The sequence below is a fragment of the Massilia sp. 9I genome (assembly GCF_902506415.1).
GTDB lineage: Bacteria > Pseudomonadota > Gammaproteobacteria > Burkholderiales > Burkholderiaceae_D > Telluria.
Genome location: NZ_LR733275.1, coordinates 240601 through 265383, shown reverse-complemented (window position 1 = coordinate 265383; position 24783 = coordinate 240601). Strand labels below are relative to the sequence as shown.

Here is a 24783-nt window from a genome sequence, read left to right as displayed (position 1 = left end):
GCTGGTCGAGTCAGCCGGTGTTTCTCAAGCCCGCAGCCACTCCATTGATCGACAGGTGAATCCCGCGATGCACCCGCGGGTCCACGTTGTCGCCCAGCTTGCGGCGGCGGTCGATCAGTTCCACCTGCAGGTGGTTCAGCGGATCCAGATAGGCAAAGCGGTTCTGGATCGAGCGCGCCAGCAGCGGGTTGCCCGCCAGCCGTTCGCTCACCTCCGTTACGGCTTCCAGGCAGCGCAGCGTTTCGCCATGCTCCGCCGTGATGCGGCGGAAGATCCGCTCGCGCAATTCCGCGTCCGCCACCAGTCCCGCATAGCGCGAAGCGATCGCCAGGTCGGTCTTGGCCAGCACCATGTCCATGTTCGACAGCAGGGTCGCGAAGAAGGGCCAGCCGTGGTACATCTCGCGCAGCAGCGCGAGGCGCTCGGCGCGGTCGCCGTCGGCCAGCCAGCCGCTCACCGCGGTGCCGAAGCCGTACCAGCCCGGCAGCAGCAGGCGGCACTGGCCCCAGGAGAAGCCCCAGGGAATCGCGCGCAAATCTTCGATGCGGCGGGTCGACTTGCGCGAGGCTGGACGTGAACCGAGGTTCAGTTCCGCGATCTCGGCGATCGGCGTAGCACTGAAGAAGTAGTCGGTGAAGCCTGGGGTTTCGTAGACCAGGTTGCGGTAGGCCCGGTAGGCGCGCTCGGACAGCTCGGCCATCACGGCTTCGAAGCGCGCCAGGCGGCCGTTGCTGATTTCGTCAGCGGCGCGCGGGCTCAGGCTCGCTTCCAGCGTCGCCGCCACCAGCAGCTCCAGGTTGCGGCGGCCGATCTCCGGGTTGGAGAACTTGGAGGAGATGATCTCGCCCTGTTCGGTCAGGCGGATCTGGCCGTTGACGGTGCCCGGCGGCTGGGCGCGGATCGCGTCGTAGCTCGGGCCGCCGCCGCGGCCGACGGTGCCGCCGCGGCCATGGAACAGGCGCAGCTTGACGCCTTTGGCGGCGAACACGTCGACCAGCTTCAGCTCGGCCTGGTACAGCTCCCAGTTCGAGGTGAGGAAACCGCCGTCCTTGTTCGAGTCCGAATAGCCGAGCATGACTTCCTGCAGCCGGCCCTGCCGTTCGATGACCCCGGCCACTAGCGGGATCGACATCCATTCGTCCATGATGCCGCTGGCGCGCTGCAGGTCGGGGATGGTCTCGAACAGCGGGATCACCATCACGTCGCAGGAGCCGCTCGACACCCGCAGCAGGCCGGTTTCCTTCTGCAGCAGCAGGACTTCCAGCAGGTCCGACACGGTCTCGGTGTGCGAGATGATGTAGTTGCGGATCGCGCGGTTGCCGTAGCGCTGGCGGATCTCGCGCGCGGCGCGCAGGATCGCCAGTTCCGAATTGGTCTCGTCCGAATAGCTCTCGTAGGGCGAGTACAGGGGGCGCGGCTGCGCCAGTTCGCTCAGCAGCAGTTGCACCTTGCGCTCTTCGCTCAGGGCGGCGTAATCGGCTTCGCTGCCGGCGCGCGCGAACAGTTCGGCCAGCACGCGCTCGTGCACGTCCGAGCTCTGGCGCATGTCGAGCGAAGCCAGGTGGAAGCCGAAGATGCGCGCGGCGCGCTTGAGGCCTGCCAGGCGCGGTTCGACCAGCACGGCGCCATGGTTGGCGCGCAGCGAATCGGCCAGCACTTCGAGGTCGGCCGCGAACAGGCCGGCGTCGAGGTAGGGCGGGGCTTCGCCGACTTCCTTGCGCAGGATGTGGTCGACGCCCAGCTCGCGTGCGGTGGCGGCCAGGCGCGCGTAGATACCGATCAGGGCGCGGCGGTAAGGCTCGTCGCTGCGGTGGGGCGAGGCGTCGATCGAAGCGTCGGCCAGCGCCTGCATCTGCGGCGTCACCGGCACCAGCAGCGTCGACGTGGACAGCTCGGCGCCGAGCGCGTGCACTTCTTCCAGGTAGAAGTCGAGGATGGTGGTCGACTGGCGCACCAGCGCGTGGCGCATGGTGTCGGCGTTGACGTTCGGGTTGCCGTCGCGGTCGCCGCCGATCCAGCTGCCCATCTGCAGGAACTGGGCGTCGTCGAGCTGCCGCGCTTCGCCCTGATAGCACGATGCGATCTCGTCCTCGATGTCGTCGTACAGGCCCGGCACCTCGCGCAGGAAGGTGATGCGGTAGTAGGACAGGGCGTTGTCGATCTCGTCGGCCACGGTCAGCTTCGAGTAGCGCAGCATGCGCGTTTGCCACAGGGTCGCCACGCGCGCCTGCAGCAGCTGGGTGTTGCGCTTGAGTTCCTTGGGCGTCAGTCCCAGGTCGCGCTCGGCCAGCAGGCGGGCGATATCGTGCTCGGCGTCGAGGATGCTCTTGCGCTGGACTTCGGTCGGGTGGGCGGTGAGCACCGGCGCGATCAGGGCCTCCTTGAAGAAGTCTTCGACCACGTCCTGCGGCACGCCGGCGTCGCGCAGATTGCCGAGGGCATGGGCCACGCTGCCCTGGCGCGGCGCGGCGCCGCGCATCAGGTGCGCGCGGCGGCGGCGGATGTGGTGCTGGTCCTCGGCGATGTTGGCCAGGTGCGAGAAGTAGGAGAAGGCGCGTACCACCGAAATGGTCTGGTCGCGCGTGAGCTTGTGCAGCAGCGTCGTCAATTCTTCGCCGGCCTGCGGGTCGGCGTCGCGGCGGAAACGCACGGCGGTCTGGCGCACGGTTTCGACGACTTCGAACACGGCGTCGCCTTCCTGTTCGCGCAGCACGTCGCCGAGCAGGCGGCCGAGCAGGCGGATGTCTTCTTTCAGCGGCGCGTCCTTATCAGGAGCGCTCGGTACGGCAGGGTTGTCTAGTGCAGCAGGATTATCCATATCGACCACAAGTTAATTGTTAGTGCCATGGCGGTTCGCCATTGTCTGCAAGAGGGCCCATGCTAAAATTTGTGATCTTATGCAAGGGCCGAACACCGGCATCGTCCTGGTGGGCCCGATGACTGTGAAAGAATCCGTGTTGAATAGTACTGAAACGGCGCCGGGAGCGCCCGCGCAACTGACGCCTCAAAAGCTCATTATTGCATCCCGCGAGAGCCGCCTCGCCATGTGGCAAGCGGAACATGTGCGTGAGCGCCTCGCCGCATTATATCCGCAGTGCAGCGTCGAAATTCTCGGAATGACAACACGGGGCGACCAGATCCTCGACCGCACGCTGTCGAAAGTCGGCGGCAAGGGCCTGTTCGTCAAGGAACTGGAAGTGGCGATGGCCGAAGGCCGCGCCGACCTGGCCGTGCACTCGCTCAAGGACGTGCCGATGGAGCTGCCGGAAGGCTTCGAGCTGGCCGCCGTGCTCGAACGCGAAGACCCGCGCGACGCCTTCGTCTCGAACGACTACGCCAGCCTGGCCGACCTGCCGGCAGGCAGCATCGTCGGCACCAGCAGCCTGCGCCGCCAGGCCCTGATCGCGGCGCGCTACCCGCAGCTCGTGATCAAGCCGCTGCGCGGCAACCTCGACACCCGCCTGGGCAAGCTCGACCGCGGCGAGTACGCGGCCATCATCCTGGCCGCTGCCGGCCTGAAGCGCCTCGGCCTGCCCCAGCGCATCCGTGCGCTGCTCGAACCGGAAGACAGCCTGCCGGCCGCCGGGCAGGGCGCGATGGCGATCGAAATCGTTTCCAGCGCGCGCAGCGACGGTGTCGACCTGCGCGCATTGCTGGCGCCGCTGAACCACGACGCCACCTCGCGTGCCGTGGCGGCCGAGCGCAAGGTCTCGAAAATCTTCGGCGGCAGCTGCCAGATTCCGCTGGCGGCCTTTGCCACGGTGACCGGCACCACCATGCGCCTGCGCGCCATGGTGGCGACGCCGGACGGCCAGCGTACCGCCCGGGCCGAAGTGGCCGGTTCCTGGGAGCATCCGGAATTCCTGGGCGAACAGGTGTCGATCCTGCTGGACGACCAGGATGCGCGCGGCATTCTCGAGGCGATCAAGCAGGAAGCCGCACTCGAACCTGGTTCGCCGACCAGCCAGGATGCCTGAGCGGGCAGTCGTCATCACCCGGCCACGCGCCCAGGCGGAAAGCCTGGCGCAGGCCGTCACGGCGCTGGGGCGCCGCGCCGTCGTCTTGCCGCTGCTCGAGATCGCACCGCTCGACGATACCAGCGCGCTGCAGGCCGCACTGGCCGAGTTGCCGTCCTATGCGCTGGTCGCCTTCGTGTCGCCGAACGCGATCGACGCCGCCTTTGCCCACCTGCCGGGCTGGCCGCCCGGGGTGCCGATCGGCGTGGTCGGAGAGGGTAGCCGCGCGGCCCTGGCGCGCCACGGCGTCACCGTTGACAAGGCCACCATCCATTGCCCGCCGAACGCGGCCGCCAGCGACTCGGAGCACCTGCTGGCCAGCCTCGACCTTACTGCCTTCGCGGGCCGGCGGGTGCTGATCGTGCGCGGCGAAAGCGGACGCGAACTGATGGCCGATACCCTGCGCGCGTCCGGCGCCCTGGTCGACACCGTAGCCGCCTACCGTCGTAGTGTGCCCCAGTTGACGCCGGCGCTTGCCGCCGAGCTATGCGCCTTGCTGGCACAGCCGAACGACTGGATAATCACGAGTTCGGAAGCGCTGCGCGGGCTGGCGGCGCTGGTGCGGCAGCTGGACCCCGTGGACGGGTTCGGGCGGCTCAAGGCGCAACATCTGATCGTTCCCCACGCCCGCATTGCCGAGACGGCGCGCGGCCTGGGATGCGAACTGGTCACCCTGACCGGTTCGGGCGACGCAAGCTTACTTGCTGGATTACAATCTTAAGTATGAACGAACAACCACCCCATCCAGAACCGATCCCGGCGGCCAACGTCACCGTCCAGAAGGCGCCCCTGCGCCCGTCGAACGGGCAGGGCCTGCTGCAGGCGCTGCAGCGTCCGCTGCCGGCGGCGGTGGCGATCCTGGCACTGCTGCTGGCGGTGCAGACCTGGACCTCGCACAGCCGCATCAATACCCTGCGCCGCGACATGGCGCAGAGCCTGCAGAAGGGCAACGCCGTCAATGCCGAGACCGCGGCGCTGGCGCGCGAGGTGTCGGACACGGCCAAGGAACTGCAAATCAAGGTCGGCGTGCTGGAAAGCCGGCAGTCCGAGGCCCAGACCCAGCAGCTGGCCCTGGAACAGCTTTACCAGGACCTGTCCAAGAACCGCGACGAATGGGCATTGACCGAGATCGAGCAGGTCTTGACCACCGCCAGCCAACAGCTGCAGCTGGCCGGCAACGTGCAGGGCGCCCTGATCGCGCTGCAGAACGCCGACCGCTCGCTGGGCCGCTCGGACAAGCCGCAATTCCTGAACATCCGCCGCGCGATCGGCGCCGACATCGAACGCCTCAAGGCGATGCCGGCGGTCGACCTGGCCGGCGTGGCGCTGCGCCTGGACAACGTGATCGCCCATGTCGACACGCTGCCGATGCTGTCCGACGAGAAGCCCCTGCTGCCGGCCGCGCCGGTGCGCAGCACCCGGAAGAATGCCCCTAAAGCCGCCGCCGAGCCTGCTCCAGAGACCTTGAGCCTGGGCCAGCGCATGACCCAGACCTGGCGCAACTGGAGCCAGGAGATGTGGGACGACGTGCGCCAGCTGGTGCGCGTGCGCAGCGTCGACACACCGGAAGCGTTGATGCTGTCGCCGACCGAATCCTTCTTCGTGCGCGAGAACCTCAAGCTGCGCCTGCTCAACGCGCGCCTGGCGCTGCTGTCGCGTAACGAAGCGACCTTCCGCGACGACCTCGCCAGCAGCCAGGAAATCCTGCTCAAGTATTTCGACACGCGCGCCCGCGCCACCCAGTCGGCGCAGAGCGCGCTGCGCCAGGTCCAGGCGAACAACCTGACGATCGAAATGCCGACCCTGTCCGAGAGCCTGAACGCAGTGCGCAACTACAAGGCGAAGCAATAAGATGCGGCTCCTTCTCTGGTTAGTCGCCTTGATGGCCGCGGCGATCGGCGTCGCCGTGACGGCCCGCTTCAACCCGGGCAACGTGGTGCTGTTCTACCCGCCGCACCGGCTCGACATGTCGCTCAACCTGTTCGTGGTCTTGCTGGTGCTGCTGTTCATGGTCATGTACGGCCTGGTGCGGGCGCTGAAATCGACCCTGAAGATGCCCGAGCGCGTGGCGGCCTACCGCCAGCGCAAGCGCGAGCGTGAAGGCAACAAGGGTTTGCGCGACGCCCTCAAGGCCTTGTTCGAAGGCCGCTTCGGCCACGCCGAAAAGGCTGCCATGCGCGCCGCCGAGCTGCCCGAGAACGCCGGCCTGGCGGCCCTGATCGGCGCGCGCGCCGCGCACCGCATGCGCGAACCCAGCCGGCGCGACGCCTGGCTGGCCGGCATCGTGCACGACAATGCGCTCAAGACCGCACGCCTGATGACGGTGACCGAACTGCTGGTCGATGACCACCAGCCGGAAGCGGCGCTGGAAGCCGTGGCCGAACTGAACGCCAGCGGCCAGCGCCACATCCACGCGCTGCAATGGTCGATGAAGGCGCACCAGCAAGCCCGCAACTGGCCGGAAGTGCTGCGCCTGGTGCGCATCCTGGACAAGCGCAAGGCCCTGCACCCGGCCTTGTCGAACCGCCTGCGCGAACTGGCCTACGAGGCGCTGCTGGGCGAAGAGGGCCATGACGCCGAATCGCTGCGCCGCGTCTGGGCCGGGGTGCCGACGGCCGACCGCAGCGTGCCCTTCATCGCGGCGCGCGCGGCAAACGCCTTCAATGCCTGCGGCCTTCACGACGAGGCCCGCGTCATCGCCGAGGAGGCGCTCAAGGCCAACTGGGACGAGTGCGTGGTGCGCGCCTATCGCGAGGCCGCCGGTCCGGCCGGCTCGCCTTCCTTGCTGGCCCAGATCGAGCACTGCGAGACCTGGCTCAAGGAGCGTCCGCTGGACGCCGAGCTGGCGCTGACCCTGGGCTCTCTCTGCCTCAAGCAGAAGCTCTGGGGCAAGGCCCAGCGCTACCTGGAGCAGGCGCTGTCGGACGCCACCGAGGCGTCGATGGTGCGCGAAGCCCACCTGAAGCTGGCCCAAATGCACGAGGCGCTGGGGCAGGAGCAGGAAGCGGCGAATCACTATCGGCAGTGCGCGCTGGCCAGTATCCTCTGACGCACACCTGCCAAGGGGCGGCGGCCTGCCGCCCCTTGACACCTTTCCTGGCTCTCTCGACGCGACACCGCCATGGCGGTTTCGCTATAATGTCAAACTTTCACTGAATCCCAGCAACCAAGGAATACCATGAGCCTGAATAACGTCCCAGCCGGCAAAGACGTGCCGAACGACTTCAACGTCATCATCGAGATCCCGATGAACGCCGACCCGGTCAAGTACGAGGTCGACAAGGACAGCGGCGCGATCTTCGTCGACCGTTTCATGGGTACCGCCATGCACTATCCGTGCAACTACGGCTACGTGCCGCAGACCATCGCCGACGACGGCGATCCATGCGACGTGCTCGTGATCACCCCGTTCCCGCTGCCGCCGGGCGTGGTGGTGCGTTGCCGCGCGCTGGGCGTGCTGAAGATGACCGATGACGGTGGCGGCGACGCCAAGGTCATCGCGGTGCCGGTCGAGAAGGTGCTGCCGATGTACAAGAAGATCCAGTCGCTGGAAGACCTGGAAGAACTGCGCCTGAAGCAGATCCAGCACTTCTTCGAGCACTACAAGGACCTCGAGCCGGGCAAGTGGGTCAAGATCGAAGGCTGGGCCGATGCGGAAGCCGCCAAGGCCGAGATCACCAACGGCGTCGAAGCGTTCAAGCGCAAGGGCCAGGAATAATCAGGTAAAGCCAGCCTGGCGAAAGAGCCGGGCCTGTGCGAAAAGCCGGCTTCCCTCGTGGGGACGCCGGCTTTTTTCTTGGGCAGGCGGATCGCGCCTGCCCGGTGAGCGCTGCGTTGGTCTTACCAGCCGATGTCGCGCAGCAGCGGGAAGGTCAGGTCGCGCGGCGGCTTGACGACGTGCAGCAGGTCGGAGTTAATCGACGGCTCCATCAGCTGATTCGGCTTGGCTTCGGTGGTGTAGTGCGACACCGAAGAGCCCGGCGCATTGATGCTCGGCGTGTACATCAGGATGCGGCGCCGTTCGTCGGTTCCCGCCAGCCGGGTGCGGTCGAGGCCGAGGGTGGCGGTGACGCCCGACTTGGTACGCGAACGCTGCTGGAGCGAGGCCTTGATGGTATTGCCGTCCGCCAGCGTGATCCGCACCGATGGGATGGTGATGCTTGGATCGTTGCCGCTCAGGCCGACGACGTCGCCCGGCACGTTATCGACGACCACCATGCCGATGGCGCCGGCGGCCTGGACGTTGCGCGCCTTGGTGACGAAGTCGCAGGTGCCGCGGTCCACCAGGGCGATGTTGTTGCGCACCGCAGTCGCATTGTTGGCGCCGAGCGGCGTGCAGGCCAGGCCGGTGCCATTCGCCTGTTCCACGACCGGCATCAGCTGGCCGCTGACCGCCCGCGATCCGAGCGGCGGCCCGAAGGACGCGTCGCCCACGTAATAGTTGCCTGCTGCGCCGCCGGCATTGGCCCCGCCGATGTTCAGGTTCGAGCGTGGCCCCAGCACCCGCGGCACGGCCGCATTCACGTTCGGACCGTCCCAGGACAGGCCGCGCCAGGTGATGGCCGAAGCGGCGCGCTGGGCGTCGGTCATCGCCACCCACGGGGTATTGGTACGGTTGTCGACTAGGTGGAAGTCCCACACCGAGGGGATGCCGAAGAACAGCTGGCCGGTTTCGTCATCGGTGAAGGTCTGGAAGCCGAGGCCGTGCGCCATCTCGTGCAGTAGCACGGTGACGAGGTCGATCTGGTTGCCGAAGCGCCTGTCCAGCCCCAGGTAGAAGCCCGAGCCGGGCAGGCAGTCCGGGAACAGGCCGAGGCGCGAATTGAAGCGCGCGATGATGTGCGGGTCGGCCGGCGCGGTCAGGTCGGTGCCGGCCAGCTTGCTGGCCAGCGCAGATGGGTACCAGGTATTGGCGCGCGGCGCGTTGGGGAAGTCGGTCCAGATCTCGTAGGCGCCGGCCGAGCCGAGCACGGCGCCGTTGGCGGTGCAGGCCAGCGGAACGAAGGCCGCCCCGATGCGAATGGGGACGCTGCTGTCGAGCGTCCTGCCCCAGATGTTGGCGGCGTGCTGGAAGGCGATCAGGCGCTGTTGGCCGAGGGTGGTGCCGGTATTGCCGCCAACGGGCGTGGCAGGGGTCGGGTCGTTGAAGCCTTCTCCGGGCGCATTCTGGTTGACGATGGTGATGGTGGCGGCAGCCTGGACTGCACTGGCGCCGGCAAGCGCGAAGGCCAGCGCGGCGGCGACCCGGCACAGGGACTTAATGGTTTTCATGGCGATGCTCCTTGGGCTTGGCGGCTGGCTCGGCGCCACCCTCGAGCGCACTTATGGCGGCGCCCTGGTCGTGGACGCACTGTTCGGCGAGCTTGCCTTCACCGTCGCGATTGACGACCGAATACACCATGTAGCGTTCGCCCAGGCGTACTGAGCGGCGGCCGCCGGGGCCGGTAACCATGGACGGCTGGGGCAGCGCCCTGGCTGCCGCCGACATCGGAGGCTGCAGTGCGCGGATTTCTGCAGGGGTTGGCGTGCGCAGCTGGCCGGTCTGGGCGTCGCGAACGACGACCATTCCTTGACCCTGGGCGGGCGCGGCGGGGGCCTCTTGCGCGGTCGCCGGCACGCAGAGGGCGGCGAGCGGCAGCAAGAGCATCAACTTGAGGCTGGACATGGCATTCTCCTGGCGTAGGGCTTACTTGCGCAGCCGGCGGGCACTGGCGGCAACCGTGCCGAGACCCAGCAGCAGCATCAGGTAGGTCGAGGGCTCGGGCACGGCGGTGACGACCCGCACGCTGTCGAGGCCGATGTAATCGAGCGTGGCGGCGTCGCCCAGGTAGCGGAAGGCAAAGCGGCCGGCGCCGGGGGCGTCGAAGCTGGCGCTCAGTTGCTGCCACTGGGTCGGGAAGGCGCCTTCTCCGCCGACCGTGGTGAGCAGGGTGTCGAAGGCGTCCAGGCCGGTGCCGGTGCTGCCCGAGGCGAAGCGCACTTCGAGCAGGTCGGAGAAGCCGGCCGTGCCTGCGCTGTTGACGTAGAAGGAGAGCGAGGTGAGGCCACCCAGCGCAAGCGTCGGAGTGATCAGCCAGTTGTCGACCACGCCCATGCCGCCGGCGGCGCCGAGGAAGTTCGCCGCGGCATAGGAATTGGCCGGACCCGAGTAGGCGCGGAAGACGCTGGGATTGCCCTGGAACCAGCCGGTGCCGGGCGGCATGCTCTGGTTGAGCTGGGTCCAGCCGGACAGGCCGCCGACATTGTTGAAGCCTTCGTTGAGAACTTCGATCGCTGCGTGGCTGGTCAATGGCGTCCATGCGGCCATCGTCACCAGCGCCGTGCCGCAGAGCGAGGCAAGTCGTTTCATGATTCCCCTTTCATACCGAGCCAGATGGATGGTGGACCGCTCGCGCTGGCTGACGTCGAGGCCATCGTTGTTTTTATGGCATGAGCAGGGAGATAAGGAACATTGAGCTTTATTCAATGCGGGAGGGCCAAGGCGCGGCCCGGCTCAAGGGCAGGGAGGGAACTAAAGCGAAACGGCCTCCGCGATGGGAGGCCGTGCTGTACTAAGGAAACTTGAGTCAGGCTGTACGACGGATCACTTCTGCCGCGCCAAAAAACCACGCATCCTCAGCTTGCCGACAATCCCGATCGGGAAGAAATAGATCGAGAGAATGAACAGCACTCCCAGCCACAGCATCCAGCGGTCCGGATGCAGCAGGGCGGCCAGCATCGGCACGCCTTCGAGCGCGCTGGAGCCGGCGCCCATCAGTTCCTTGAGGTAGTTCTGGGCGATGATGAACAGGGCCGCGCCCACCACTGCGCCGTACATCGTGCCCATGCCGCCGATGACGACGATCAGGAGGATGTCGGTCATGACCTCGAAGCCGAGCGAGGTCTTGGGCCCCACGTAGCGCAGCCACAGGGCCATCAGCGCGCCGGCCAGGGCCGCCACCAGCGCCGCCAGGCAGTTGGCCCAGATGCGGTAGACCATGGTGCGGTAACCCAGCGCCTCGGCGCGGAACTCGTTTTCGCGGATCGCCTGCAGCACCCGACCGAAGGGCGAATTCACCAGGCGCAGCAGGAACAGGAACAGCAGCAGGCAGCCAAAGAACACCAGGTAGTAGGTGAGCAGCTTGCCGTCGATCGAGCGCCCGAAGACTTCGTTCTCGATCAGCGTGAAGCCTGGGGTCAGCACTTCGGGCACGCTGAAGGTGATGCCGTCCTCGCCGCCGGTGAAGTCGGACAGCTGTGACGCCAGCACGGCGAACGAGGAAGCCACCGCCAGCGTGATCATGGCGTAGAAGATGGCGCGCACGCGCAGGGCGAACAGGCCGACCACCAGGGCCAGCGCCAGCGCCACCAGCAGGGCGATGCCGAGGCCGCCCAGGGCTGCTGCCCAAGTCGGCTCGTCGACGCGCGACAGGCCGAGGCCGATGCCATAAGCGCCGATGCCGTAGAACATGGTGTGGGCAAATGAAACGATGCCCGTGTAGCCCAGCAGCAGGTCGTAGGAAGCCACCAGCACGATGTAGACGCAGATCGTGGCGGCGGTATTGAGCGGGCGGGCGCCGCTGGTCAGGAAAGGCGCGAAGGCCAGGCCGAACAGGATCAGCAGCAGCACTGCGGTGAGGGCGCGGCTGCGCGGCATGTCGCCGGAAAGGAGTCGGTGCAGCATCGGGTTCAACCTCGCATCTTGGAGTACAGGCCGGCCGGGCGCCACAGCAGGATCGCGATCATCAGGATGATGTTCGAGACCAGTGCGATCTTCGGCGCCAGGAAGCCGGCATAGTTCGCCACCAGGGCCATCAGGAGGGCGCCGATGAAGCAGCCGCCCACGGAACCGAGGCCGCCGATGATGATGACGATGAAGATCATGACCATGATCTCGCCGCCCATCGCCGCGTTCAGGGTTTCCTTGTACAGGCCCCACAGCACGCCCCCCAGGCCGGCCAGCGCCGAGCCGGCCGCGAACACGGTCACGAACAGGCGTTTGATGCGGTAGCCGAGGCTTTCCACCATCTCGCCGTTCTCGACGCCGGCCCGGATGAGGAGGCCGATCTTGGTGCGGTTCAGGGTCAGGAACATGCCCACGAAGACCACCAGGCCGACCACCACCGCCACCAGGCGGTATTTCTCGATCGCCGCGTCACCCAGGAAGATGGCGCCGCGCAGCGCCGTCGGCAGCGGCAGGGCGATGGTTTCGGCGCCCCAGATCACGTGGATCAGCTGTTCGGCCACGATCATGCCGCCCATCGTGATCAGGATCTGCTTCAGGTGCTGGCCGTAGACCGGCATGATGATCACGCGCTCGAAGGCCCAGCCCATGACGGCCGTGACCAGCATGGCGACCGTGATGGCCAGCGCCAACACGCCGAGGTTGACCAGCAGCGAGTCCATCTCGAGCCAGCCCTGCATCGGCAGCAGCACCATGGTGGCGGAGAAGGCCCCGACCGACACGAAGGCGCCATGGCCGAAATTCAGCACGCTCATCAGGCCGAACACGAGGGTCAGGCCGCTCGCCATGATGAAGATCATCATGCCCATCGCCAGGCCGGCAACGGTCAGGGTGACCCAGGTAGGGAAGCTGCCGACCAGGGGCAGCATGGCCAGCATCAAGGCCGGCACCAGCAGCAGCGGCGCGATGTCGCGCGGCGCGCTGGGTAATGGCGTGTCCTTGGCGGCAATAGGGAGGGTTGCGCTCATCGTGATTCCTATTGATGTGAGTCGAGCGACAGGCCGAGCAGGCGCTGCTGCAGGTCTTCGTCGCCGGCCAGCTGGGCCATCGAACCTGCGTGCACGACGCGGCCGTCGTCCATCACGCTGACGGTGTCGCCGAGCGAACGCACGAAGTTGAAGTTCTGCTCGACCAGCAGGATGGTGGTGCTGGTGTCCTTGAGTTCGCGGAAGGCGGCCATCAGGCTCTGGATGATGGCGGGCGCCAGGCCCTTGGTCGGCTCGTCCACCAGCAGGAGCTTGCGTGGTTCGACGATCGCGCGCGCGATCGCCACCATCTGCTTCTGGCCGCCCGAGAGGTTCCCCGCCGGGTAGTTCCAGAATTTCTTCAGGGCCGGGAAGAAGCCGCAGATCCAGTCCACGCGGGCCTCGTCGAGCGGACCGTTGCGCGCGGCCAGGTAAAGATTCTCGCGCACGGTCAGGTCCGAGAATACGGCCATGCTTTCCGGGACGTAGGCGATCCCGAGGCGGGCGATGTCGGGCGTGGCCATCTTGCTGATGTCGCGGCCCTCGAACAGGACGGAGCCGGCGCTGGCCTTCCACAGGCCCATGATGGTGCGCAGCGTGGTGGTCTTGCCGGCGCCGTTGCGGCCCAGCAGGATGGACAGGCCGCCGCGCGGGACTACCAGGTCCACGCCCTGCAGGATGTGGTACTGGCCGATGTGGGTGTGCACGCCCTTCAGCGTGAGCAGGGGCTCGGCCGACGCGTCAAGCATGTGCTGGTTCGGGTGTTCCAAGATAGGCTTCCTGTACGATCTTCGATTGCATGACTTCCGCGGGTTTGCCGTCCGCGACCAGGGTGCCGTTGTGCAGCACGATGATGCGGTCGGCCAGGGCGCGCACCACGTCCATCTTGTGCTCGACCAGCAGCACGGTTTTATTGCGCTCGGATTTCACCGCGTGGATCAGGTCGAGCACCACCGGCACTTCGTCTACGCTCATGCCGGCCGTCGGTTCGTCGAACATCATGATGCTCGGTTCCAGGGCCAGCAGGATCGCGACTTCCAGCTTGCGCTGGTCGCCGTGCGACAGGGTGCCGACCAGGGTGTCGCGGCGTCCGATCAATGCCACGCGCTCCAGGTAGTGCTCGGCGCGCTCGATCAGTTCCCCGTGGCTCGACCAGATCGACAGGAAGTTCAGTCCCAGGCCGGCGCGGCTCTGCACCGCCAGGCGCACGTTCTCGATCACCGTCAGGTGCGGGAACAGATTGGTCAGCTGGAAGGCGCGGCCGATCCCGAGCCGGGTGCGGCGCGCCGCCCCGGCCTTGGTCACGTCCTGGCCGTTCACGAACACGCTGCCCGAGGTCGCCGGCAACTGGCCCGACACCAGGTTGAAGTAGGTGGTCTTCCCGGCGCCGTTCGGACCGACGATGACGGTCAGGGTGCCGGGATGGAAGTCCGCCGTGACCGCGTTCACCGCGACGTGGCCGCCGAAGCGGATCGTCAGGTCGCGGGTGGACAGGGACGGCTGCGAAGCTGTAGAAGTCATGTCAGCGCTTGTTCTTCACCGGCAGCGGCATTTCGGTGGCCGGGATCTCGCGCACCAGTTCCAGCAGGTCCCACTCGTTCTTCTGGTCCTTCTTGATGCGGAAGTGGTACATCGGCTGGATCGCCTGGTGATCTTCCTTGCGGAAGCTCATGGTGCCTTTCGGGGTCTCGAAGCTCATGCCTTCCATCGCCGCCACCATCTCGTCGCCGTTCTTCGCGTTCGGCGCCTTCGACAGGGCGGTGAAGACGGCGCTGGCCGCGGCCATGCCGCCGGCGGTGAACATATCGGGCGGCATCTTGTAGCGCTTCTGGTGTTCGGCCACGAACCAGTCGTTCATCTTGTTCTTCGGGAAGCCGTGGTAGTAGTAGATCGTGCCTTCGGTGCCGGCATAGCTCTTCCAGGTCTTCATCACCGGGAGGATGTTGCCGCCCGGGGCCAGGGCGATGCCGTAGCGCTCCGGCTTCATGTCGGCGATCTTGTTGAGCGGGTTCGGCCCGGCCCAGACGATGGCCAGCACGCGCGGCTGCGGCTTGTCCTTCAGTGCGTTGAACAGGCGCTGGGTCGGAGCAGTGAAGTCGGTGGTGGCGGCCGGCGCGTATTCCTCGTGCACGGTAGAAGCCTTGCTGCCGGTGGCCTTCAGGGCGTCCTTGCCGGCTTCGATGGCGTCGCGCCCAAAAGCGTTGTCCTGGGCCAGGAAGCCGATGCTGCCGCTCTTGAGGGTGCTGGCGGCGGCCAGCGCGTCCTGCATGGAGCTGCGCGCGGTGCGGAAGATGTACTTGTTCCACTTTTCCTGGGTGATGGCGTCGGCCACGGCCGGCTCGACGATCAGCACCTTCTTGTATTCCTTCGCCACCGGCAGCATGGCGATCGCCGAGCCGGAGGAGGTGGTGCCGACCGCGAGGTCGACCTTGTCGTCGCCGTAGGCTTCGGCCAGCAGGGTGCGGCCGAGATCGGGCTTGGACTGGTCGTCCTTGACGATCACCTTGATCTTGCGGCCATTGATGGCCATGGTGCCCTTGGTGAGGTACTCGAGGCCCATCATGAATCCCAGCTCGGTCTCCTTGGCATAGGCTTCCAGCGGGCCGGTCTTGCCGGCGATGAGGGCGATCTTCAGGTCCTTGCCCTGTGCGTACACGCTTGGGGCGGCGCCGGCCGCGAAGGCTGCGACGATTGCCACTGCCAGGGGTTTGATCAGGTGCTGCATGTCAGTCTCCTTGTTCTTTACGGTTGCTTGGCCAGGAAGGCGCGGATTGCGTCCAGCGCCTCCGGCTCGGTGAGCATGGGCGCGTGGCCGATGTTCGGCACTTCAGCGTACTGCATTTCCGGGGCTGCCTTGCGCATCCACTGGGCCTGTTCGGGTTCGACCAGGTCGGACAGTGCGCCGCGCACCAGCAGGGTGGGGCGGCGCCGCGCCAGCCGGCGGAAGGCCATGCGCGCCGCCAGCGAGGTGGGTCGCAGTTTACCCGTCTGTATCGCGGTCGCGATATTCGGATCGTAACGCAGCGCCAGCTGCCCGTCATCCTTCTGTTCGAATGCGCGCCGCGCCCATTTGCCCCATTCCTCGCTGGAGTTGTCGGGGAAGGCGCAGGCATTGATGTCGCGCAGGTAGGCAGCGGCGTCGTCCCAGCTGCCGAGCGCATTGCAGCGGCCCGCGTAGCCGGCGATGCGCTGCAGGCCGCGTACCGACAGCACCGGGCCGACGTCGTTCAGGACGGCGGCGGCGATCAGGTCGAGCCGGCGCGCCGCCAGGGTCATGGTAATCAGGCCGCCCATCGAGGTGCCCACGAAAATGGCGCGCGCCAGGCCCAGGTCGTCCATCAGCTTGATGATGTCGCCGGCGTAGACCACCGGGTTATAGTTGGCTGGGTTCGGATCACGCGCCGAGTGGCCGCGGCCGCGCACGTCGACCGCGATCACGCGCCGGCCCATCGCGGCCAGCTCGGGCGCGAGTTCGTCGAAGTCGGCCGAATTGCGCGTCAGGCCGTGGATGCAGATGACCGGCAGCCGGGCCTGTCCGGTGTTCCCCGGATAGTCGCGCGCATACAGTTGCAAGCCGTCGGCGCTTGCAAAGCGGATTTCAGAGTAAGTGGACATGTGCCCCGTTCGATAATCTTAAAACTGCCACGGTGTGGTGCCGGGGGCCGGGAACGCCCGTGGGCGTTCCCGGCGGGCGCTACCCGAGCGCCCCCTGCTGCATGCGACCCGTCAGAACTTGACGTTGACGGTCGCGCGCACGGTGCGCGGGTCGCCGTAGAAGGCAGTGACGGTGTTGAAGAAGCCCGAGAAGTTGTAGCCCGCGGTCTTGTAGCGCTTATCGGTCAGGTTGCGGCCGTGCAGGCCGACCTGGACCTTGCGGTCGCTGCTGGTCCACACCAGGCTCGCATCCCACAGGCCGTAGCCGCTCTGCGCCAGCATCAGGTTGCCCGGGATGGTTGCGTCGAGGCTGGCCACACCGGTCGGACGGGCGATCTCGGTCTGGTACACCTTGCTCTTGTACGAGACGCTGTTCATCAGGTTCATGGTGCCCGAACGGCCCCACACCGTCATCGGCCACTCGTAGTTGGCGGCGAGGTTGGCCGAGTTCTTCGGCGTGTTCTGGAACTCGACGCTGCCCGCGATGTTGGCCAGGCTGGCGCCGTTCGCCACGATCCACTCCTTGTACTCGGCGTCGATGTGGCTGTACATCGCGCTGATGTTGAAGCTGTTGGTCAGGTAGGCGACGGCTTCCAGTTCCAGGCCCTTGATCTTGGCCTTGCCGGCGTTGGTCAGGCTGCCGGCGAAGCCGTTGACCTGGCCGTTGGCGCCGAAGGTCGGGATCGAACCCGGGATCTGGACGTTCTTGTAGTCGGTGTAGAACACCGCCGCGTTGGTCTGCAGACGGCCGCCGTTCATGCTCGACTTCACGCCCATCTCGATGCTGCTGACTTCCTCGGGATTGACGCCCTGGCGCTTCTGCAGCGACACGGCGCTGTTCGGGCCGCCGGTAGCCAGCAGGTCCATGCGCGGGTCGAACATGCCGCCCTTGAAGCCCTTCGACCAGGTGGTGTACAGGTTGTGCTCGGGCGCGAACTTCCAGCCGAAGCCCAGTTTCGGGGTGAACTTCTTGTCCTCGCGGTGCAGCGCGTCCTTGCCGAGGTCGGTGTTCGGCGCGCCGGCCGGGACCGCGCCCGGGTTACCCAGGCGCGGCGAGCTGGCCAGGCCGAGGTAGGTACGCTTGAAGATCTCCGCCTGGCGCTCGTCCACGGTGTAGCGGCCGCCCACGCTGACGTTGAAGGTATCGGTCAGGCTGTAGCTGGCGTCGGCGAACACGGCCCAGGTCTTGGAGTCGATGTCGTCGTGGGTCAGCAGCGACAGGCCGCCCAGCGCGTTGTACAGCACGTCGAAGTCGTTGTACGCGTTGGTCTTCATGTAGAACACGCCGGCCACGCCCTGCAGCTTGCTGCCGGTGTAGGTCAGCTGGAATTCCTGGCTTTTCTGGTTGTCCTTGTAGAAGGACGGCGCTTCCCACAGCGGCTGCTCGAGCGAATCGAAGTCGATCGGGGCGTAGGATTTCGACTTGCGGTAGGCGGTGATCGATTTCACCGACAGGGTCGGATCGATCGTGTATTCGGCCAGCAGCGAGCTGCCCTCGGTGGTCACCTGCTGCTTGTGGCCCAGCACCGAGTACAGGTTGGCGCGGGTGTCGTATTCACCCTCGGCCGGACGGATGTTGCCCGGCGCCGGACCCAGGGTCAGGCGCTGGCCCTGGCGCGCTTCGGAATCGTCGCGGGTCTTGTCCGTGGCGAAGCGGATGAACCAGTCGGGAGTCGGGGTGAACTCGAGGCTCACGCGGCCCGCCAGCACGTCCTTGTTGTAGTTCTCGCGGCCGTTCAGGATGTTGCGGCCGAAACCGTCGCGGTTGAAGGTGCCGATGGTGGCGCCGATGCGCAGGGTATCCGAGATCGGGGCGCTGCCCTTCAGGACCAGGTCTTTCTCGTTGTAGTTGCCGACGGTGAGCTTGGCGTCGAAGGTCGGCTTGGCGGCCAGCTTGCGGGTCACGTACTTGACCGCGCCGCCGATCGTGTTGCGGCCGTACAGGGTGCCCTGCGGGCCGCGCAGCACTTCGATGCGCTCGAGGTCATAGATGTCGGTGAGGGCGCCCTGCGGACGCGCCAGGTAGATGTCGTCGAGGTAGATGCCGACGCCCTGCTCGTAGCCGGCCACCGGATCCTGCTGGCCGATGCCGCGGATGAAGGCGGTCAGCGTGGTGTTGGTGCCGCGCGAAGCTTTCAGGGTGGTGTTCGGGGTGACGTCCGCAATGGCGGTGAGGTCGGGCAGGGCGCGCTTTTCCAGTTCGGCGCCCGAGAAGGCGGTGACGGCGCCCGGTACGTCCTGGATCAGTTCGGCGCGGCGGCGGGCGGTCACGACCACCTTGCTGATGTCTTCCGTCGAGGCGGCGCCGTTGGTGGCGGCGCTATCGGTGCTTTCCTGCGCATGGACCGCGCCCATCGGCGCGCCGTAGATCGCCAGCAGCACGGCGGTGGACATGGCGGAACGGTTAAACATCTTCAGGTTCTTCTTGGTAAGACGCATTCTTGTCTCCTAATTTTTTGATAGCGGCATGCGTTCAGGTTTTTCGCATGGTCGGAAGTGTGCCTCGGTTGGGTTTGGTTAGATAGTCAACAATCGCCCACCCCTTTGTGCAAAAATGCACAGCCCGCTGCACCAGCGTTGTGCGTGTCTTGACGGGGACGGCGCCGGGCTCCGCACCATTTGTGCGCTGCCGCATAGAAAAAGCCTTAAATCATTGCAGGGGCAATGTGCACTGGTGCACAATATGTAATCTTGATATCGAACAAGTAGCCAGATGAACACGCTGCCCGAGTGGACCGACCTGCGTTTCTTCCTCGAGCTGGCGCGCGCCGGTACCCTGTCGGGCGCCTCGCGCCGGCTGGAAGTGGAGCACACCACCGTGGCGCGCCGCATCGATCGCCTCGAGGCCCAGCTCGGCTCGACCCTGTTCGACCGCTCGCGCGAAGGCTATGAACTGACCGAGGTCGGGCAGGCGCTGCTGCCGCACGCCGAGGCGATGGAAGGGGCGGCGCTGGCCGCGGCCGAGCAGATCGGCGGGGCGGAAGTCGCCGCGCACGGCGTGGTGCGGCTGGGGGTGCCGGAAGTGTTCGGGGTGCGCGTGGTAGCGCCACTGCTGGCCGAGCTGCTGGCCCAGCATCCGGACCTGTCGATCGACCTGCTGAACCTGCCGCGCTTCGCCAACCTGGCCAACCGCGAGGCCGACCTGGGCGTCATGCTCGATCCGCCCACCACCGGCCGCTACATGGTCACGCGCCTGGCCTCCTTCCACTTCTACCTGTACGCGTCGCCCGGCTACCTGGCGCGCCATCCGCCGATCCGCAGCCAGGCCGATCTGGGCCGGCACGACTTCGTCGACTACGTGCAGGACCGCCTGGCCAGCCGCGAGCTGTCCTACCTGAACGAACTGGGCTTCACGCCGCGGCGCCGCATGTGCTGTTCGGGCATGACCGCGCAGCTGGAAGCCGCCTCGCTCGGCATGGGGCTGATGATGGCGCCCCCGTATGCGGTGCCGGACGACGGCCGGCTGGTGCGGGTGCTGCCCGGCTTCCAGGCCGAGCGCTCGTTCTGGCTGGCCGCGCCCACCGACCTGTACCGCCTGCGCCGCGTGAAAGTGGTGTGGAACCTGCTGCGCGAATGCGCCGAAAGCCATCCGGACCTGTTCGTCGCCGAGGGTGCAGGCTTGTCGGCGGCCTAGCCTGGGCGTATCCTCGCCAGTCTCGACCATCACCCGAAAACCCATGCGCAACCGGATCAGCGAAGACATCAGCTTCCGCAAGCTCGAGATCCTGCTCGCCTTCACGGAAGGCGGCAGCGCGAATGCGGCCGCGGGACCCGGCCTGTCGTTGTTCCGGCCTTGCGAATTAGCCGGCTTATCGCGCCGGCGCGGATTGTTCTCCGTTCTGCCGGCTGGCCTGCTTTCTTTGCTCGAGCAGAGTGCTCGTTCCCGTGATGGGGTCGATCGCCTTGATCAGCGTATTGATACGTTCCGTCGGCACGGTCGGGCCCACGCAGCCGGTATACAGTTCGACGCTCTTGTTGCGATATCCGCGGCCCCGCGTCAGGCCAACCGTGATGGTGGACATGTCGGTGGCAAGGAAGGTACAGCCATCGACCTCTTCCCGGTAGCGGTCGCGCATGTCGTCCAGCCGCGCGGTGCGCAGCGCTTTCGCGATCTGCGCCAGGCCACGCTGGCCGATCCGGGATTCGTGGGCGCCACCTGAAAACTCGAAGGTCGGGCCGGAATGACGCACCCGACCGTCAGAGAAAATCTTCACCTCGAAGACCGGGCAGTTGAACAGGCAGGCCGATTGCTCTACGGTGAGTGCGTCGAAGTCCGTCAACTGCCGCGGTGCCTTGCGCCCGCGCTGGCCGCCATCCGGGCAGGCGGACAGCAGCAAGGCCGCGGCGACAACGATTGATGTGCGCCATGCTCTCATCGACACGTTCCAGCCATGTCGAAGGCCGACAGGTCGCCGAACCTGGCGAGGATGTGCCAGACCTTCTTCAGCTGCTGCGGATCGTGGCGCCCGCTGGCGGCCGCATGTCCGAGGCATGCCGGATCGAGCCAGCCCTCGCGCCCCAGCTGCGCGCCGAGATCGACGATCTCCTGGCCGCGGTAGTCGGCATGCCGGCGCAGGATCTCCAGCGGCAGGCGGAAACCGGGATGCCATTCGAGCGCACAGGGCAGGCGCCGGGCGAGCAACTCGACCTGCGTGCCGCGGTAGCAGGGATCCAGCACCAGGGCCTCGACATCGTCCGCCAGGCGCAAGGGGCCATGCACCTGCGCTTCGATGTAGTCGTCAAGCCGGTCGCGGTCGTCGGCGCGTGCGCGTGCGGACAGGTCGCAGCGGTCATGCACGCCGAAGTGCAGCGGCGCGAACACGCTGTCCGGATAGCAGAAGCTGCTGCGCTCCAGGATCTCGGGACGCAGCCGGAAATGGGCGGAGCCGAAACGGGGCGAGGCGCCGGTGGCCCGATTCAGGTGGTTCAGGGCGCCGTACTTGGGCCTTTGCTCCGGTCTAGCGTCATCATAAGCGCCGGCGAACATGCGGCTCTCCCAGCGCCAGCGATCACCGCCAGGGTGGGCGGTCAAACCGCCATTGCTGGTGCCGGTCTCGAACTGCGAGCGGTAAATGCCTTGCGCGGCCAGTACCTGGAGGATCGGCAGGCCGCCGTACAGGCGGTCCGGATGGAAGTTCAGCGTAATGCGCAGGCTGGGGTCGAGCGACCCGCCCGTGCTCGCGCGGCGCACATGGGCGAGGGCGCGTGCCTCGCAAGAGTCGGGTGCTGGCGTCCAGGAAGGCATCGGTCGTGGGTTCGGTAGTGAAGCGGCGGATCAATCTGGCTATACTGCTTGCTGCCGATCCTACCATTGCCACGGCCTTGATGGTTCAGACACCCACGCCATGCAGGAAGCCTCGGACGAAATCGCTGATGCCGCCGCCGAACCACAGGCAGAGCGCGGCCGCCAGCATCAGGTTGCGGTTGGACTTGCGGTAGCCGAGGACGAGGAGTACGAGGCCTGTGAATTCGAGGATATAGCCGATGGTTTCGCTCATGTCAGTGCTGCGCTATATGGTGATGGGAGCGAGGATTCTAGCGGCTCGCAGCCCCTGAAAGTACACACATTTACACAGTTCACCCCCGATCCTGAAGGAGATCCACCCCCGTGCAAACCGTCCTGCGCCCCTTCGTACCCAGTGATCGCGACGCCGTGAACCGCGTGGCGCAGGCGGCCTTTGCGCAGTACGAACACCATTACCAGGACTGGCCGTCCTTCAACGAGGGGATCGGGCGCATGGCCGACCTGTCCGAAGTGGCGGAACTCCTGGTGGCCGAGGTCGACGGAGACATCGCCGGGGCGGTGGTGCATGTCGGTCCCGGCAGCCCGCGCAGCGCGATCTTCCCGCAAGAGTGGTCGGTAATCCGCATGCTGGTGGTCGCGCCCGGCTACCGCGGCCACGGTGTCGGACGCCAACTGGTCGCCGCCTGCCTGCGCGCGGCCATGCGCGACGGCGCGCCGGCGATCGGCCTGCACACCAGTCCCATCATGGCCTCGGCGCTGCGCATGTACACCGGGATCGGCTTCACACGCGACTGCGATCTCGACCCGATCCGCGGCGTGCCCTATGGCCGTTACATGCTGCCGCAGGCGGGTTTCCAGGCCGCGCTGGAGCGGCTCTCCTAGCGCCCGGCCTGTACGGCGGAGATCAGCTCCTTGCTCAGCACCTCGTTGTCGCCGCCGAATTTGTCGCCGTTGTGCAGAGTGACGGCCACGATGCCTGAGTCGACATCCATCTCGAGCTGGCTGTAGAAGTTGAAGATGTAGCCGCCGTGCCCGACCAGGTGCTTGCCGTTCACCTGGCGCACCCAGGTTCCGAGCCCGTAGCCCGTCTCTTTCCCGTTCGGCAGGACGTAGCTCGCGTTCATGCGCTTCACGCCGGCAGGCGACACGATCTTCCCGGCCTCCAGCGCGAGCATGAAAGCAGCCAGGTCGTCGACCGTGCTGACCAGGCCCCCGGCGGCGCTCAGGTTGCTCGACGCAAGGATGAATGCCGGCGCCGGTCCGCCGCGGTAGCCTGTCACCAGGCCCGGAATCACCCGCTTGTCGCTGCCTTCGCGCGTGTGCGCGAGTCCCAGCGGCTTGCTGATGCGACGCTCGAGGAAAGCGAAATACTCGTCGCCCGACACCTTTTCGATCACCATGCCGAGCAGGTTGTAGCCGGTATTGTTATAGCTGAATTTGGTCCCCGGCGCGTCGTCGAGCGGGCGGCTGCGTACCGGCTCGATCAGTTCTTCCAGCGTATGTTCGAGGCGCGCGGTGGTGCGCCAATAGCCCGAGTCCATCGACAGGTTGGGGATGCCGCTGGTATGGCTCAAGAGGTGCTCGATCGTGACCTTGTCCCACTGGGGCGGCGCGTCTGCTAGGTAACGCTTGACGGGCGCATCCAGGGCAATCTTGCCTTCGTCGACCAGCAGCATGATGGCGGTTGCCGTGAACAGCTTGGTGGTCGAGCCGATGCGGAACACATGCTCGGGCTCTAGCTTCACGCCCAGTTCGACATTCGCCATACCGTAGGCCTTGCGCAGTATTGGGCGGCCATCCTTGACGACCAGGGCGGCGACGCCCGGCAGCTCCGGCTTGAAACGGGCGGCGATGATGCGGTCGAGCGACTGCGCCAGCGGCTCCGGCGCATCCGGCGCCGCCATCACGGCAAGGGGGAAATACAGCATCAAGGCCAGTCGCTTCATGGGCGCATCCGTCGTTATCGATGAGAGACAGCGACGATAGCACGCACAGTGGCGCCGAAAATGCATGCATTTTCACATTCGCTCAGCGCCCTGCGCGGAAGGGATTGCGCTCGTTCAGTTCGTCCATGTAGTCATCGATCCCGCCCTTTTCGCGCTCAAGGAAGCGCTCGATCGCATCGGCGAAGGAGGGATGCGCCAGCCAGTGCGCCGACCAGGTGCGGATCGGCAGGAAGCCGCGCGCCATCTTGTGTTCTCCCTGGGCTCCGCCCTCGAAGGCCTGAATGCCCTGTTCGATGCAGAACTCCAGCGGCTGGTAATAGGCCGCCTCGAAATGCAGACAGGGCACGTGTTCCAGCTCGCCCCAGTAGCGCCCGAACAGCGTGGTCTCGTTGTGGATCACCAGCGAGGCAGCGATGTCCCGGCCCTCGCGCGAAGCGATCACCAGCAGGATGTTGTCCGGCATGGCCGCGCCGATGCGGCGGAAAAAATCCAGGTTCAGGTAGGGCGTCGAGTAATGCGCCTTGTAGGTATGACGGTAGCAGCGGTTGAACAGCACCCAGTCCGCGTCCGTGGCGTCGCGCCCGCGCACGCGCCGGAGTAGCACGCCGGCCTCGCGCACTTTCCTCCGCTCGGCGCGGATGTTCTTGCGCTTCTTCTGCTCCAGCGTGGCCAGGAAATCTTCAAACGTGGCGTAGCCCCCGTTCAGCCAGTGGAACTGGACGCCGCTGCGCAGCATGAAGCCGGCGTCCTCCAGCTGGCGCGCCTGCTCCTCGGGCGGGAACAGGATGTGGGTGGACGAGACCTCGGTCGCGCCCTGGGTGGCCACCAGCACGTCGACCAGCGCCGCGCGCGCTGCGTCGTCGAGCGCCATCAGGCGCGGCCCGGCCACCGGCGTGAACGGAATCGCGGACAGGAGCTTCGGGTAGTACTCGAGGCCATGCCGGTGGTAAGCATCGGCCCAGGCCCAGTCGAACACGTACTCGCCGTAGGAGTGCCCCTTGACGTAGAGGGGCAGGGCGGCCGCCAGCCGTTCGCCGTCGAACAGGGCGATGTACTGCGGCTGCCAGCCGGACTCCGGAGCCGCGCTGCCGGATTCGTGCAGCGCGTGCAGGAAAGCGTAGGACAGGAAGGGATTCGGATTGTCCTGCGCCGCGACCAGTGTGTCCCACTGCTCCTGGCCGATCTCGGACAAGGAAGAAACGATATGCGTGCGATAATTCAAAATGACGTCCCT

The 24783-nt window shown here is 66.4% G+C and carries 23 protein-coding genes; 7 read left to right on the top strand and 16 right to left on the bottom strand.

The features are described from left to right. Window positions 1-10: 10 nt before the first annotated feature. Window positions 11-2818 carry a phosphoenolpyruvate carboxylase gene (ppc, locus tag GV068_RS01180; protein WP_159695612.1) on the bottom strand — a complete coding sequence of 936 codons (2808 nt, stop codon included), beginning with the start codon at window positions 2816-2818 and terminating at the stop codon, window positions 11-13. A gap of 118 nt (window positions 2819-2936) precedes the next feature. Between ppc and hemC the strand changes: the two genes are divergently transcribed. The 5 genes from hemC to ppa all read left to right on the top strand — a co-directional run bounded on the left by hemC (window position 2937) and on the right by ppa (window position 7734). Further along, complete coding sequence (gene hemC / locus GV068_RS01175) at window positions 2937-3977, top strand: hydroxymethylbilane synthase (protein ID WP_159704418.1); 1041 nt, start codon at window positions 2937-2939, stop codon at window positions 3975-3977. Continuing rightward, window positions 3970-4737, top strand: coding sequence for a uroporphyrinogen-III synthase (locus tag GV068_RS01170; protein ID WP_159695611.1), 768 nt, complete (start codon window positions 3970-3972; stop codon window positions 4735-4737). Before hemC ends, GV068_RS01170 begins: the two co-directional genes overlap by 8 nt. A 2-nt stretch (window positions 4738-4739) precedes the next feature. Further along, window positions 4740-5867 (top strand): uroporphyrinogen-III C-methyltransferase, encoded by a 1128-nt coding sequence (locus GV068_RS01165; protein ID WP_159695610.1) that lies wholly within the window; start codon window positions 4740-4742, stop codon window positions 5865-5867. Between the two features lies 1 nt (window position 5868). Then, entirely contained in the window at window positions 5869-7065 is a 1197-nt protein-coding gene (locus tag GV068_RS01160; protein ID WP_159695609.1) for a heme biosynthesis protein HemY, read from the top strand. Between the two features lie 129 nt (window positions 7066-7194). Further along, on the top strand, window positions 7195-7734 hold the full coding sequence (gene ppa, locus GV068_RS01155; protein WP_159695608.1) for an inorganic diphosphatase: 540 nt from the start codon (window positions 7195-7197) through the stop codon (window positions 7732-7734). A 122-nt stretch (window positions 7735-7856) separates the two neighbouring features. Here ppa and GV068_RS01150 read toward each other — a convergent pair whose 3' ends face one another. The 10 genes from GV068_RS01150 to GV068_RS01105 all read right to left on the bottom strand — a co-directional run bounded on the left by GV068_RS01150 (window position 7857) and on the right by GV068_RS01105 (window position 18797). Further along, the gene (locus tag GV068_RS01150; protein WP_159695607.1) at window positions 7857-9287 is read right to left on the bottom strand and encodes a PA domain-containing protein; all 1431 of its coding nucleotides are present in this window, start codon (window positions 9285-9287) and stop codon (window positions 7857-7859) included. After that, complete coding sequence (locus GV068_RS01145) at window positions 9274-9681, bottom strand: post-PEP-CTERM-1 domain-containing protein (protein ID WP_159695606.1); 408 nt, start codon at window positions 9679-9681, stop codon at window positions 9274-9276. The genes GV068_RS01150 and GV068_RS01145 overlap by 14 nt, the downstream gene beginning before the upstream one ends. 21 nt (window positions 9682-9702) lie before the next feature. After that, a complete protein-coding gene (locus tag GV068_RS01140; RefSeq protein WP_159695605.1) occupies window positions 9703-10365 on the bottom strand; it encodes a choice-of-anchor J family PEP-CTERM protein in 663 nt (220 codons plus the stop codon). Between the two features lie 234 nt (window positions 10366-10599). Then, window positions 10600-11679 carry a branched-chain amino acid ABC transporter permease gene (locus GV068_RS01135; protein ID WP_201303227.1) on the bottom strand — a complete coding sequence of 360 codons (1080 nt, stop codon included), beginning with the start codon at window positions 11677-11679 and terminating at the stop codon, window positions 10600-10602. A gap of 5 nt (window positions 11680-11684) precedes the next feature. Further along, complete coding sequence (locus tag GV068_RS01130; RefSeq protein WP_159695604.1) at window positions 11685-12707, bottom strand: branched-chain amino acid ABC transporter permease; 1023 nt, start codon at window positions 12705-12707, stop codon at window positions 11685-11687. 8 nt (window positions 12708-12715) lie between these two features. Then, complete coding sequence (locus GV068_RS01125; protein WP_159704412.1) at window positions 12716-13453, bottom strand: ABC transporter ATP-binding protein; 738 nt, start codon at window positions 13451-13453, stop codon at window positions 12716-12718. Continuing rightward, window positions 13446-14225, bottom strand: a complete 780-nt coding sequence (locus GV068_RS01120; protein ID WP_159695603.1) for an ABC transporter ATP-binding protein — start codon at window positions 14223-14225, stop codon at window positions 13446-13448. Before GV068_RS01120 ends, GV068_RS01125 begins: the two co-directional genes overlap by 8 nt. A gap of 1 nt (window position 14226) precedes the next feature. Further along, window positions 14227-15429, bottom strand: a complete 1203-nt coding sequence (locus GV068_RS01115) for a substrate-binding domain-containing protein (RefSeq protein ID WP_159695602.1) — start codon at window positions 15427-15429, stop codon at window positions 14227-14229. Window positions 15430-15446: 17 nt separating this feature from the next. Then, the gene (locus GV068_RS01110; RefSeq protein ID WP_159695601.1) at window positions 15447-16319 is read right to left on the bottom strand and encodes an alpha/beta fold hydrolase; all 873 of its coding nucleotides are present in this window, start codon (window positions 16317-16319) and stop codon (window positions 15447-15449) included. Window positions 16320-16430: 111 nt separating this feature from the next. Further along, the gene (locus GV068_RS01105; RefSeq protein WP_159695600.1) at window positions 16431-18797 is read right to left on the bottom strand and encodes a TonB-dependent receptor; all 2367 of its coding nucleotides are present in this window, start codon (window positions 18795-18797) and stop codon (window positions 16431-16433) included. A gap of 274 nt (window positions 18798-19071) precedes the next feature. On the opposite strand from GV068_RS01105, the gene GV068_RS01100 reads away from it, so the two are divergent. After that, window positions 19072-19992 (top strand): LysR family transcriptional regulator, encoded by a 921-nt coding sequence (locus GV068_RS01100; RefSeq protein ID WP_159695599.1) that lies wholly within the window; start codon window positions 19072-19074, stop codon window positions 19990-19992. 175 nt (window positions 19993-20167) lie between these two features. Here GV068_RS01100 and GV068_RS01095 read toward each other — a convergent pair whose 3' ends face one another. From GV068_RS01095 to GV068_RS24865, 3 genes are all read right to left on the bottom strand, one after another. Beyond that, a complete protein-coding gene (locus GV068_RS01095) occupies window positions 20168-20734 on the bottom strand; it encodes a DUF6438 domain-containing protein (RefSeq protein ID WP_159695598.1) in 567 nt (188 codons plus the stop codon). Then, window positions 20731-21603 (bottom strand): DUF3626 domain-containing protein, encoded by an 873-nt coding sequence (locus GV068_RS01090; RefSeq protein ID WP_159695597.1) that lies wholly within the window; start codon window positions 21601-21603, stop codon window positions 20731-20733. The genes GV068_RS01095 and GV068_RS01090 overlap by 4 nt, the downstream gene beginning before the upstream one ends. 85 nt (window positions 21604-21688) lie before the next feature. Beyond that, on the bottom strand, window positions 21689-21856 hold the full coding sequence (locus GV068_RS24865; protein ID WP_201303226.1) for a hypothetical protein: 168 nt from the start codon (window positions 21854-21856) through the stop codon (window positions 21689-21691). A gap of 110 nt (window positions 21857-21966) precedes the next feature. Here GV068_RS24865 and GV068_RS01085 point away from each other — a divergent pair, with 110 nt between their 5' ends. Then, window positions 21967-22485 carry a GNAT family N-acetyltransferase gene (locus GV068_RS01085; protein ID WP_159695596.1) on the top strand — a complete coding sequence of 173 codons (519 nt, stop codon included), beginning with the start codon at window positions 21967-21969 and terminating at the stop codon, window positions 22483-22485. Here the strand turns inward: GV068_RS01085 and GV068_RS01080 are convergent. Together GV068_RS01080 and GV068_RS01075 are read right to left on the bottom strand one after the other, a co-directional pair. Then, window positions 22482-23549: a serine hydrolase gene (locus GV068_RS01080; RefSeq protein WP_159695595.1), complete on the bottom strand. Its 1068-nt coding sequence runs from the start codon at window positions 23547-23549 to the stop codon at window positions 22482-22484. The genes GV068_RS01085 and GV068_RS01080 overlap by 4 nt on opposite strands. Before the next feature lie 82 nt (window positions 23550-23631). After that, window positions 23632-24771 (bottom strand): GNAT family N-acetyltransferase, encoded by a 1140-nt coding sequence (locus tag GV068_RS01075; protein WP_159695594.1) that lies wholly within the window; start codon window positions 24769-24771, stop codon window positions 23632-23634. Window positions 24772-24783: the final 12 nt, after the last annotated feature.